This is a genomic window from Anabaena sp. FACHB-1391 (assembly GCF_014696755.1).
GTDB classification, from domain to species: domain Bacteria; phylum Cyanobacteriota; class Cyanobacteriia; order Cyanobacteriales; family Nostocaceae; genus Dolichospermum; species Dolichospermum planctonicum.
The window spans coordinates 61557-74712 of sequence record NZ_JACJQS010000003.1 but is presented as its reverse complement, the minus strand read 5'-3'; the positions used below and the strand labels follow the sequence as shown (position 1 = coordinate 74712).

The window sequence follows — 13156 nt, the reverse complement described above, 5'->3', positions numbered from 1 at the left end:
TTGTAAATTAATAAATCCACGTTCCTAAGCTAAAAAAATTAATACCTCAAACAATGTTGAATCAGGAATTGGGCTTTGATGGTCTTTTTGATCTCAGTCCTTGCCATACAACCTTCTTAGGATCTATTTTTTAGTTAATGATCAGGAGGCCAAAGTGCAGAAAAGGTGTGATCGAAATCGGAAACGTTCTAAACGCAGAGCTATCTATTGTCCAATACATAACTGCTATATAGATAGTGTTAGCCAAAAATATGGACTATTTACCGAACAAGCTGGACAACTCCAAAAACGGGGTATTTCTCGTCGAGAAGCCATGATTTTAGTTAATACTAAAACCACGGTTTCTTTACATGGTGAGTGGCTAGAGGCTTTTTGGTGTGAAGAGTGCCAAGAAACAAAATGGTATCATGTCTATAAGCATGAATCTAGATATGAATTATCTCTTGCACCGGCAGAACTTTGGCAACAAGCAACAGGTGTAATTCATCCCCATCTTAATCCTTCTGTGGGAGAGTTTACTTATAGACAATCTCGGATGCTAGGCGATAAAAGTGTTAAAGATTTCCGGGTTATAAATTGATATTTCAAATATTATGAAAGAACCGAATTTTCACCCAGAATTAATAATTGAAGCAGGGCGTACAGAAAAGCAATATTGGCAAGACATCTGGCGTTATCGAGAATTATTTTATTTCCTAGCATGGAGAGATATTTTAGTTAGATATAAACAAACTGTCATTGGTATTATTTGGGCGTTAATTCGTCCTTTTTTGACAATGGTAGTATTTACAGTTGTATTTGGACAATTGGCGAAATTACCCTCAGAAGGTGCGCCCTATCCAATTCTTGTATTTTCCGCTATGTTACCTTGGCAGTTTTTTTCCAATTCTCTTTCGGAGTGCAGTAATAGTTTAATTACTAATGCCAATTTACTTTCTAAAGTCTATTTTCCTCGGTTGGTAGTACCGACCAGTGCGATAGTAGTTAGCTTTGTAGATTTTATGATTTCGGGAATGATTTTATTGGCATTAATGGCATGGTATAACTTTGTTCCTAGTTGGCGGATTTTGACTTTACCATTGTTTATTGGTATCGCTTTTGCTGCTTCTATGGGTGCGGGTTTGTGGTTAGCTTCATTGAATGTGCAGTATCGAGATTTTCGGTTTATTGTCCCTTTTATAGTGCAGTTTGGTTTGTACATTTCACCTGTAGGATTTAGTAGCAGTATAGTTCCTGAACAGTGGAGATTTATCTATTCCTTAAATCCAATGGTAGGAGTAATAGATGGTTTTAGGTGGACAATTTTAGGAGGGGAATCAAAATTATATTTACCAGGTTTTATTCTTTCGATGATGTTAGTAGTTTTACTATTATTGAGTGGAATTTGGTATTTTCGCAAAATGGAACAGACATTTGCTGATGTGATTTAGTTGATAACCTGACGGGATAACTAAATAGTCTAAAAAGATTATCAGATAAAGATTGTAGCAGTTTTTTGTAAAAAAAGATAGATCTACTTTTCTCAATAAGGACTATCTATTGATAATAGCACCTGGATTCTACAAAATTGACGGAAACTAATTTATTTTTTTAAAGATGTCTGATACAGTGATTCGCGTTGAAAATTTAGGTAAAAAATATATTATTGGTCATCAGCAACAGGAACGCTACACAGCACTGCGAGATGTGATTACTAATAAAGTTAAATCTCTCGGTAGTTTGATTAATCCTCAAGCTAAAAAGGAAAATCCCGCTTTTGAAGAGTTTTGGGCTTTAAAGGATGTTTCATTTGAAATTAAACAAGGTGATAGAGTTGGCATTATTGGGCGCAATGGTGCAGGTAAATCAACACTATTAAAGATTTTAAGCCGCATTACAGAACCAACTCAAGGAAGCATCAAAATCAAGGGTAGAGTTGCCAGTTTATTAGAGGTAGGAACAGGGTTTCATCCAGAGTTAACAGGGAGAGAAAATATATTTCTCAATGGGGCAATTTTGGGCATGGGTAAGGAAGAGATTAAACGCAAGTTTGATGAGATAGTTGCGTTTGCGGAGGTGGAGAAGTTTCTGGATACGCCCGTAAAACGGTATTCTTCTGGGATGTATGTGCGGTTGGCGTTTGCGGTGGCGGCACATTTGGAACCAGAGATTTTAATTGTCGATGAGGTTTTGGCGGTGGGGGATGCCCAGTTTCAAAAGAAGTGTTTGGGAAAAATGGAGGATGTGGGGAAGGAGGGAAGGACGGTTTTGTTTGTGAGTCATAATATGGGGGCAATTCTAAGTTTGACAAAGAAATGTCTTTTTTTAGAAAAAGGCTGTCTTGTATTCAATGGTAATAGTGAAGCATCTACAGAGAGATATCTTACTTCTGGATATTTGGGTGGACGTTTATGGAAGAATCCAGCCAGAAAAAATACTCCAATAAGAATTATGGAATGTAGACTTTTAGATGAAAATGGTTCGGTAGATGGTGAGTTAGATGTTCGTAGAGATTTCATTATTGAAACAGTTTATGAAGTATGCAACTCAGTTCGGGCGGCAGTCATTGCATTAAATTTTCATGGAAGTGACGGTTCCCATATTATGTCATTAGAAGATTGTGATCAGGATAATGGTCTTTTAGAATATCGTGAACCAGGTATTTACAAAACTCAAGTCAGAATACCAGGGTTGTGGTTAAATAGTGGACGCTACATTTTAAGATTGGGATCTGGAATCCCTGGGGTTGAGGTATACGAAAGCGTGGAAGCATTAATTTTTAGTCTTGTTGAGACTGGAGATGTAAATACGCGAGGATATCGCAAAGGTTATTTATTACCAATGCTTCCTTGGGAAACAAGAAAAACTGAAGTAGTTGGTAAATTTTAATAATGACTGTTATAGCTTGCATTCCTGCACGTGGAGGCTCAAAAGGAGTCCCTTACAAAAACATTCGTCCTCTAGCTAATAAACCTTTAATCGCCCATTCTATCCTAGATGCACAAGAATCCCATCTAGTCGATCGCATTTACGTTACCACAGACGATGCCGAAATTGCCCAAATTTCAACAGACTATGGTGCAAGTATTATTCACCGACCCCCTGAACTTGCCAAAGATACTGCTTCTTCAGAATCGGCTCTTATTCATGCCTTAACAGAGATTGAAAAAGAGGGAATTAACCCAGAACTTATAGTCTTCCTACAATGTACATCCCCTTTACGCACCGGACTAGATATAGATCGCGCTATTGAGCAAATCAGAGCGGAAAACGCTGATTCTCTCGTTTCAGTTTCCCCAACCCATCGCTTTATTTGGCATCAAGTAGATGATGTTTCCCAGTCTATCAACTATGACTATCACCACCGTCCCCGTCGCCAAGATTTAAACCTCCAATATATGGAAAATGGTTCAATTTATATCTTTAAACCCTGGGTTTTAAAAGAATTAAATAACCGATTGGGCGGTAAAGTTTCTCTGTTTGTGATGGATGAAGCTCAAAGTTGGGAAATTGATTCGTTAGAGGATTTTCAGTATATAGAGTTTTTAATCAATTACAAACGTAAACCTTAATAGTTCTAAAAAAAACATGATTAATCTACCTGATTTTTCCAAGGCATTTGAATACGAAAATAACTTCTACCTATCCTGTGATAATAGCAGAATTGCTAAGTTATTAGCTCATTATGAATTATACAAAATGGTGGTAAACATACCAGGAGCAATAGTAGAATGTGGCGTTTTTAAAGGAACATCATTGACAAGGTTCGCCACATTTCGAGATTTATTCAGTAATTCCCACGCTAAAAAAATAATTGGTTTTGATATCTATGGTAAATTTCCTGAAACTGATTTTCAGGAAGACAAAGCACCTAGACAGCTTTTTATTGATAGTGCGGGGGAAGAAAGTATTGATGTAGATCAGCTTACAAAAGTGCTAAAAATTAAGGGAGTTGACAAGAATGTAGAATTAGTGAAGGGAGACATTTTAAAAACAGTCCCCAATTATGTGAATGACCATCCAGAATTAAAAATTTCTCTTCTCAATTTAGATACTGATATATACGAACCTGCCTCTGTAATTTTAGAATTACTGTTTCCTAGAATTGTCAGGGGGTGGGTACTAATTATAGACGATTACGGTGTTTTTCCTGGAGAAACAAAAGCTGTAGATGAGTATTTTCAGGATCAAGATGTGGTGATAAATAAATTTCCATTTTGTATGACACCTTGTTATATTGTGAAAAATTAACTTTTAAAATTTTTTAAAAATTAAAGTATTATGATCATTGACAAAAATTTATTAAAGTACATTGTTTTCGCTGAAGACGATATATTAAATGCCCTGAAAAAAATCAGCGACAACAAAAACCGCATTATTTTCTCGGTGACAGAAGCAGGTGTTTTAGAAGGTGTCCTCACAGACGGAGACTTTCGCCGTTGGTTGGTGCAACAAGAATCTATTAATCTCAATCAACCAGTCTCAAAAATTTCTAACAAAAATTATAAATTTGCTAATTACAATGATGATCCTGTAAAGATTCAATCTTACTTTTCTAATGAAGTTGAATTCATTCCCCTTTTAGACAATAACCGTCATTTAGTTGCAGTTGCTTGTCGGAAGTCAGCAGGTATTCGGATCGGAAATTTTATCATTGATGCCCAATCTCCTACTTTTGTCATTGCGGAAATTGGCAATAATCACAATGGTAGCTTGGAACTTGCTAAACAGTTAATTGATCAAGCGGTAGCGGTAGGTGCAGACTGTGCAAAGTTCCAAATGCGCGATCTCAAATCACTATATCGGAATGCTGGGAATGCTAATGATGCTAGTGAAGATTTAGGGTCACAATATACTCTAGATTTGTTAACTCGTTTCCAATTAACAACCGATGAAATGTTCACGGCCTTTGATTACTGTCAAAGACAGGGAATTTTACCCCTTTGTACACCCTGGGATATTGAGAGTTTATCTGTGCTAGAACAGTATGGAATACAGGCTTATAAAGTGGCCTCGGCTGATTTGACTAACTATGATTTACTCACGGCTTTAGCAAAAACAGGTAAGCCATTAATTTGTTCAACGGGGATGTCGGCTGAAGCTGAGATAATTGACGCAGTGGCATTACTAAATCGGTTAGGTGCGATGTATGTTTTGCTGCACTGTAACTCAACCTATCCAGCCCCCTTTAAAGATGTCAATCTAAACTATATAGACCGTCTAAAAGAAATTGGTAATTGTCCCGTTGGTTATTCCGGCCATGAACGGAGTATTCATGTAGCGATCGCCGCCGTAGCTAAGGGTGCTAAGGTAATAGAAAAACACTTCACCCTAGACAAAACAATGGAAGGTAATGACCACAAAGTGAGTTTATTACCAGATGAATTTCGGCTGATGATTGAAGGAATTCGCCAAGTAGAACAATCTCTGGGTACAAATGGAGAACGAAACCTCAGTCAAGGGGAATTAATGAACCGAGAAAACTTGGCTAAGAGTTTGGTGATTAACTGCGATTTAGAGGTAGGACAAATCATTACTGAATCCATGATTGATGTAAAAAGTCCCGGAAAAGGTTTACAACCCAATCGGAAGACAGAGTTAATTGGTAAACGTTCCAGGCGATCGCTAAAAGCAGGTGATTTTTTTTACCCTAGCGACTTAGAAGTGGAACAAGTCAAAGCAAGAGATTATCGTTTTAAACGACCTTGGGGTGTTCCAGTTCGCTACCATGACTTTAAAACTCTATTGTCACAATCAAATCCTGATTTACTAGAATTTCATCTGAGCTATAAAGATTTAGAAGTTGATATTCACCAGTATATTGATCAAGTCTATGATTTAGATGTAATTGTACACGCTCCAGAGTTGTTTGCAGGCGATCACTTATTGGATCTATCTTCCCAAGACAAAGATTACCGTCAACTATCAATTAAAGAATTACAACGAGTGATCGACATTACTCGACAATTAAAACCGTTTTTCAACCGAGCAAGTCGCCCCTGCATTGTTACCAATGTTGGTGGATTTACAAATGATACTTTATTATCTTTGTCAGTTCGCCAGCAACTATATAAAACACTTGACGATAGTCTATCTCAACTAGATGCAGATGGAGTCGAAATCATCCCTCAAACCATGCCCCCCTTTCCTTGGCATTTTGGAGGACAACGAAATCACAATCTTTTTGTAAATCCGAAAGACATTACTGATTTTTGTCGTCAACATAACTATCGTATTTGCTTAGATATCTCTCATTCCAAACTAGCTTGTACTTATCACAAAACATCATTCAAAGAATTTCTTGAACAAATTGGACCTTACACTGCTCATTTACACATTGCTGATGCTAAAGGTGTTGATGGGGAAGGTTTACAAATCGGTGAAGGTGAAATTGACTTTTATTCCCTAGCAGAAGACCTTGAAAAGTATGCTTCTCAAGCTTCTTTTATTCCTGAAATTTGGCAGGGACATAAAAATGAAGGTGAGGGTTTTTGGATTGCATTAGAGAAGTTAGAGAGACTACTATGAATCTTAAAAGTAAGGCTAAAAAAACAATCAAACAAATAGCATTCTGGACTTTACCTCCAGGATTTCAAGACATTTTCAGATCAATTAGAAATAAAACTATTTCTAACAATAGACACTCACATAAAGAGTATGCTATTACAAAACAAAATCGAGAGCTAAAAAATATTCATCAAGGAAACCGATGTTTTATTTTGGCAACTGGTCCATCAATTAATGATCAGAACTTGAAATTACTAAAAAACGAATTTTGTATTGCTGTTAGTAATTTTTATTTACATCCAGATTTTAGGTTAATTGATCCACAGTACTATTGTATTGCTCCTTGGCATCCACCCCATAACATAGAAAATTATTTACAATTATTAAAAGAAATTGGAGATATATCTAAAAAATGTAGTTTTTTCTTGGGCATAAATGAATATGCCAGAGTCAATCAGAACAATATTTTCTTAGATCATAATGTATATTATCACAATACAAGCGCAATAGAATTAGATAAAGATGTGGATTTATGTCAGCCTGTTTTATCTCCTATGTCTGTCACAATAATGGCTCTACAGTCTGCTATTTTTATGGGGTTTTCTGAGATTTATCTATTAGGATGTGATCATGATTCAATATTAAATTTTTCAGGGAAATTTGCTAATCAACATTTTTATCCAGAAGAAAAAGCAAAACTTATCACTGATATATCTACATTTAAACCTGAGTTGTTAAATTACATTAGACTTTGGAATCAGTATGAAATGCTAAATACAATAGCACAGTCAAAAAATATTAAAATATTTAATGCAACTAAACGTAGTTTGCTTGATGTATTTGATAAAGTTGATTATGAGTCCTTGTTTATTGTTTAGAGTGAAGCATGGAAAAAACTGGCTATGATCGGTAAAAGATCATACTTTCTATCAAAGTACCATTCAACTGGATAAAATTAAAATTATAAAACGACAACTTTAATCACAGTTATACCTACCCTGAACCCAAGAATATGAAACAAATCATCAAAAACATCCCATTTGCAAAAAAAATCTATCGCCTTTTTCAGTCCAAGAAATACGAGGGCAGATTTTCGGGTGAGTGCTATGGCTGCTTTCGAGGTGTATTTTCAACCGTTGAAGAAGCTATAGCATCTGCTCCAAAAACTAAATCAATAGGATATGATAATCTTGATTTGGCTCAAGAATACAAGGATAAATTGTCTACGAACATCGCTTCCTATGACTATCCAGTTTTATTTTGGCTAAGTCAAATCTTTAATCAATCCTCTAACAAACTTACTGTATTTGACTTTGGTGGCAATGTTGGCAATCATTTTTACAGTTATTCCACCATCTTAAAATATCCTGAGGGATTAAATTGGACAGTCTGTGATGTACCTGCAATTGCAAAAGCTGGAGAGAAATTAGCTCAAGACCTAAATTCTTCTCCATCTTTGTCTTTTACAACAGAATTTATAGAAGCTAATGGAAAAAATATTTTTATTGCTTCTGGTTCTTTACAATATGTTGATTCGCTTGCTTGCTTGCCTAGAACAACCACCTAATCACTTATTGATTAATCGCTTACCTTTATATGATGGAAAACAGTTTGTAAGCCTCCAAAATGGCGGAAAAGTATTTTATCCACAGTTTATTTTTAATCGGAAGCAGTTTATTGATTCACTAACTGATATTGGTTATAAGTTAGTTGATATTTGGGAAGATAGAGTTGATAGTTGTATAATCCCGTTTTACCCTGAATATTCTGTTCCTGTTTATTCTGGCTTATATTTCACATTACTGAATTGAGCAATATCTGCACTTATGATCAAAGTTTGTATTAAGGCAAACTAAAATATTAATTTATTTAATCGCAAATGAATGATAGAAAAAATTACCCATCAAAACCAGCTACTTGCATTAATCCTATCTCACCGATTCAATCAACCCGGAATTCACTTTTTCACCCCCAATGAACTTTCCCAACAACTAGCTTATATGCGCCACTCCACAGGAAAAGTCATTCAACCTCATGTTCATAATCCTGTAATTCGCCAAGTTAGCTACACACAAGAAGTCCTGTTTATCAAAAGTGGTAAACTCCGCGTAGACTTCTACAACGACCAACAAAAATATTTAGAAAGTCGCGTTCTAGAAACAGGTGATGTTATCCTCTTAGTAACTGGAGGACACGGCTTCAAAGTATTAGAAGAAATTGAAATGATTGAAGTTAAACAAGGTCCTTACGTGGGAGAACAGGACAAAACCAGATTTGTGGGTATTACCGCCGAAGAAGCAAAAGTTGTAGAATTTGTGTAGCCATAAAATGAACCCAATTCCCGTTAACCAACCATTATTAAATGGTAACGAAAAGAAATATCTGATTGAGTGTATTGACACAGGTTGGATTTCCTCAGAAGGACTTTTTGTCAAACAACTAGAACAGGAATTTGCCGCCCGTGTTGGTCGCAAATATGGTATTACTGTCAGTAATGGTTCTGTTGCCCTAGATGCTGCTATAGCTGCCCTAAATATTGGACCAGGAGATGAAGTCATTCTCCCCACATTCACCATCATTTCCTGTGCTGCGGCCATTGTCCGTGCTGGTGCTACCCCTGTAGTTGTGGACTCAGATCCCATCACCTGGAATATGGATGTCTGTGATATTGAAGCGAAAATCACCCCCCGCACAAAATCCATTATGGTGGTTCACATCTACGGCTTACCAGTGGATATGGACTCAGTGCTAAATTTAGCCGATAAATATGGATTATACATCATTGAAGATGCCGCCGAAATGCACGGGCAGACCTATAAAAACCGTCCTTGCGGTAGCTTCGGCGACATTAGCACCTTTAGTTTTTATCCCAATAAACACATTACCACTGGTGAAGGAGGAATAATTGTTACCGATAATCCTGAGTTAGCTGAACGCTGTCTATCTCTACGTAACCTCTGCTTTCAACCCCAAAAACGGTTTGTCCATGAAGAATTGGGGTGGAACATGAGAATGAGTAACCTCCAAGCAGCGGTGGGAGTAGCTCAATTAGAACGTTTAGATGAATTTGTTGCCCGTAAACGCTGGATGGGGCAACTGTATACTGAATTATTAGCAGATATACCCAATATTCAGCTACCAATACTCAAGACAGACTATGCAGAAAATATTTATTGGGTATATGGTATTGTCCTCAAAGATGAAGTTCCCTTTGATAAACAAATAGCCATGAAAAAGCTGGCTAATCACAAGATTGGGACTCGTCCTTTTTTCTGGTGTATGCACGAGCAACCCGTGTTTAAAAAAATGGGATTATTTGCGGGTATTTCCTGTCCAGTAGCGGAAAATTTGGCGCGGCGAGGTTTTTATATTCCTAGTGGATTAGCATTGACTGAAGAACAAATCATCACTGTTGCTAAAACTGTTAACCAAATCCTGACTGAGACTTATTAAGGAGATGAAATTAATCATGTTAAATTAATCATGTTAATTAATTTCAAATATTCCTCCTGATAACCAAATAAATTTCAAATTCAAAAGCATCATAATTAATTATTCCCAACAATTACAATTAATTCGTTAATATGACTGTTTTTGGTAACTATGCACCCTACTATGACCTACTCTACCGTGATAAAGATTATGTAGGGGAAGCTGAATTTATCCATAGTCTGATTCAAACCCATGCACCAGATAGTAAAAACATTCTAGAACTAGGTTGTGGTACAGGAAATCACGCTACACTGCTGGCAAAAATGGGCTACCATCTTCATGGTGTAGACTTGAGCCAAGAAATGCTACACCTTGCCCATGAACGACTCTCTCAATGTCCGCAGGAATTATCCAAAAGATTGCAATTTACCCATAGTGATATTCGTCAAGTTCGACTTGATCAAAAATTTGATGTTGTCCTGTCTCTATTTCATGTCATTAGCTATCAAACCACTAATGAAGATTTATTAGCTGCATTTACTACAGTGAAAACTCATTTAAAACCAGGGGGGATTTTTGTATTTGATATTTGGTATGGTTCAGCAGTATTAACAGAACTGCCAACGGTGAGAGTTAAACATCTAGAAGATGAATTAATTCAGGTAACTCGCATTGCCGAGCCTGTGATTTATCCGAATGAGAATTGCGTAGATGTGAATTATCATGTCTTTATTAAAGATAAAAATAGTGGTGCTGTTGACGAGCTACGAGAAACCCACACAATGCGCTATCTGTTTAAATCTGAAATAGAATTTCTGTTAAGTGGACTGCAAATGCAGTTAGTTACTTCTCAGGAGTGGCTGACTAACCAACAGCCAGGACTCAAAACCTGGAAGGTTTATTTTGTTGTGAGGAATTAAATGAAAGTCGGTTTGTTTATTAGCAATCAACTCCCAGATGTAGGAGGAGGTTATACTTTTGAAAATCAGTTATTAGAAAGTATATTAAATTTAGCTCCTAAAAGTAGGCATACATTTGTTTTATACATATCCAATCAAAAAATCCCGGATTATATATTATCTTCGCCTGTTCAATCAGTCTCTCTCCATAGCTCATTCAAACAAAGAATGCAATCTAAAATATTCCTGATAACAAAAGCTATATTTCACAAATTAAGACATCCAAGATGTAAATTTCAAATTGAAGAATGGTATGAAAAATACATATTAAATTTATTAAAATTAAATCAAATAGATGTAACTTTATCTCTTGTACCAGGATGCCCTACAGTCAATTATCCCTATATAACTACTGTTTGGGATTTACAACACAGATTACAGCCCTATTTTCCAGAAGTGAGTATATCTGAACAAGAATGGGGGCAATGGGACTGGCGAGAAAATTTTCATTCCAAAATATTGAGACGTGCTACATTTATTATTACTGGAACAGAAGTAGGCAAAGCAGAAATTGAAAAGTTTTATCAGATTCCTAGTGAAAGAATTAAAGTTATTCCTTTTTTTACCCCCAAATTCCCATCAGAAGGGAGTCTGATAGATCAAGAGATTCTAAAAAAATATAATCTACCTAGTCAATACTTATTTTACCCCGCTCAATTTTGGCCACATAAAAATCATATTGGTTTATTACTAGCGATTAAATTGTTAAAAGAAAAGTACAATTTAGAGTTTTCATTAGTCTTTGTCGGCTCTGATAAAGGCAATCAGTCTCATGTCAAAGAAATGGTGCAAGAACTTGATTTATCACAACAAGTACATTTTCTGGGTTTTGTCTCTCAAGAGGATATAGCACCCCTGTATCGTCATGCTTTTGCTCTCACCTTTATGTCATTCTTTGGTCCTGATAACTTACCACCATTAGAAGCTATGGCTTTGGGATGTCCTGTAATTGCATCTAATGTGTCAGGTGCAAAAGAACAACTAGGAGATGCTGCTTTACTGGTTAATCCTAAACAGCCAGAAGAAATTGCTGAGGCTATTAAATATTTATCGGAAGATTCTATTCTCCGTCAAAGTTTGATAGAACGTGGCTGGGAAAAAGCATACAAGTGGACACCAAAGGATTATGTGCAAGAGATTTTTTCAGTTATTGATGATTTTGAGGCAATTAGACATTGTTGGAAGTAGTTTTAGTAAGAATATTATTAGTTAGAAACTATAGATGATGTTTGTTCTCAATGCCTAAGTTATAAGAATATCCCAGGAGATATAATGCTATTACAAAAATATCCTAAGCTTTCCATAATAACGCCTTCGTTTAATCAAGCCGAATTTTTAGAAGCTACGATTCAAAGTGTTCTTTCTCAAAATTATCCCAATTTAGAATATATCATTATTGATGGAGGATCGAATGATGGTAGCGTAGAAATTATAAAAAAATATGAAAAGCAGTTAGCTTTTTGGTGTAGCGAACCTGATGATGGTCAATATCATGCAATCAACAAGGGATTTTCACATTCTACTGGTGAAATCATGGCATGGATCAACAGCGATGATATGTACTGCCCTTGGGCATTTAGGACAGTAGCAAGTATTATATCTGAGTTGCCACAAATTGAGTGGCTAACAAGCCTTCAGCCAGGAGGTTGGGATTGGCATGGCTTTTGTCAGGGATTTGCTTTATATCCTGGGTTTTCCAAAACAGCATTTTTGGATGGTTATTACATTGGCTATGGCAGGAAAAGCGCAGGATGGATACAACAGGAGTCTACCTTCTGGCAACGTAGTTTATGGGAAAAAGCCGGTGGTTATGTTAATACCGATTTAAAACTCGCTAGTGACTTTGAACTTTGGTCTCGCTTCTTCATTTATGCAGAATTATATGGAACAAATTCACCATTAGGTGGAATTCGTCATCAATCAAAACAGAAAAGTCGCAAAATCGAAGAGTACGCCAATGAAGCAGAAAAGTCATTATCTACCATGAGAGATGGATTAGGGTATTCTACCAATATATGGAGGAACATAATTTATCATTTTGATATTCATCAAACCCCAAAATTGAAAAAAGTAATGCGATCATTGATCGGCTACACAGGTAAAAAGATAGTGAGGCAAAGAGCAGATTTACAAGATTCTTATTGGTATATAAAAGAATATAAGTTTATTTGAATTTAGTAGTCGGTCAAGAGCTTGCTGCTTAATAAACGTACTTTTTTCTGTTGGGAAATATTGCAACCTCGCTCGTTTCAGGAAATCAGCAATCTTACGCTTCAATA

Annotated in this window: 13 protein-coding genes; all 13 read left to right on the top strand. The window is 36.2% G+C overall.

Translation table 11 applies throughout. From position 1 onward, the window contains the following. Positions 1-154: 154 nt before the first annotated feature. The 13 genes from H6F62_RS02280 to H6F62_RS02220 all read left to right on the top strand — a co-directional run bounded on the left by H6F62_RS02280 (position 155) and on the right by H6F62_RS02220 (position 13049). Complete coding sequence (locus H6F62_RS02280; protein WP_137907169.1) at positions 155-580, top strand: hypothetical protein; 426 nt, start codon at positions 155-157, stop codon at positions 578-580. 13 nt (positions 581-593) lie between these two features. Continuing rightward, positions 594-1430, top strand: a complete 837-nt coding sequence (locus H6F62_RS02275) for an ABC transporter permease (RefSeq protein WP_137907170.1) — start codon at positions 594-596, stop codon at positions 1428-1430. 166 nt (positions 1431-1596) lie between these two features. Continuing rightward, entirely contained in the window at positions 1597-2868 is a 1272-nt protein-coding gene (locus tag H6F62_RS20810; protein WP_137907171.1) for an ABC transporter ATP-binding protein, read from the top strand. Between the two features lie 2 nt (positions 2869-2870). Beyond that, positions 2871-3551: an acylneuraminate cytidylyltransferase family protein gene (locus tag H6F62_RS02265; RefSeq protein ID WP_190371235.1), complete on the top strand. Its 681-nt coding sequence runs from the start codon at positions 2871-2873 to the stop codon at positions 3549-3551. Between the two features lie 16 nt (positions 3552-3567). Further along, positions 3568-4230: a TylF/MycF/NovP-related O-methyltransferase gene (locus H6F62_RS02260; protein WP_190371234.1), complete on the top strand. Its 663-nt coding sequence runs from the start codon at positions 3568-3570 to the stop codon at positions 4228-4230. Between the two features lie 30 nt (positions 4231-4260). Further along, positions 4261-6507 carry an N-acetylneuraminate synthase family protein gene (locus tag H6F62_RS02255; RefSeq protein ID WP_190371233.1) on the top strand — a complete coding sequence of 749 codons (2247 nt, stop codon included), beginning with the start codon at positions 4261-4263 and terminating at the stop codon, positions 6505-6507. Beyond that, positions 6504-7364, top strand: a complete 861-nt coding sequence (locus H6F62_RS02250; protein WP_190371232.1) for a 6-hydroxymethylpterin diphosphokinase MptE-like protein — start codon at positions 6504-6506, stop codon at positions 7362-7364. Before H6F62_RS02255 ends, H6F62_RS02250 begins: the two co-directional genes overlap by 4 nt. Positions 7365-7498: 134 nt before the next feature. Then, a complete protein-coding gene (locus tag H6F62_RS02245; RefSeq protein ID WP_190371231.1) occupies positions 7499-8053 on the top strand; it encodes a methyltransferase, TIGR04325 family in 555 nt (184 codons plus the stop codon). A 316-nt stretch (positions 8054-8369) separates the two neighbouring features. Then, on the top strand, positions 8370-8807 hold the full coding sequence (locus tag H6F62_RS02240) for a hypothetical protein (RefSeq protein ID WP_137907177.1): 438 nt from the start codon (positions 8370-8372) through the stop codon (positions 8805-8807). Positions 8808-8814: 7 nt separating this feature from the next. After that, a complete protein-coding gene (locus H6F62_RS02235; protein ID WP_190371230.1) occupies positions 8815-9939 on the top strand; it encodes a DegT/DnrJ/EryC1/StrS family aminotransferase in 1125 nt (374 codons plus the stop codon). A gap of 131 nt (positions 9940-10070) precedes the next feature. Then, entirely contained in the window at positions 10071-10838 is a 768-nt protein-coding gene (locus H6F62_RS02230; protein ID WP_190371229.1) for a class I SAM-dependent methyltransferase, read from the top strand. 207 nt (positions 10839-11045) lie between these two features. Continuing rightward, entirely contained in the window at positions 11046-12065 is a 1020-nt protein-coding gene (locus H6F62_RS02225; RefSeq protein ID WP_228036457.1) for a glycosyltransferase family 1 protein, read from the top strand. An 84-nt stretch (positions 12066-12149) separates the two neighbouring features. Further along, positions 12150-13049 (top strand): glycosyltransferase family 2 protein, encoded by a 900-nt coding sequence (locus H6F62_RS02220; RefSeq protein ID WP_137907181.1) that lies wholly within the window; start codon positions 12150-12152, stop codon positions 13047-13049. Positions 13050-13156 lie beyond the last annotated feature (107 nt).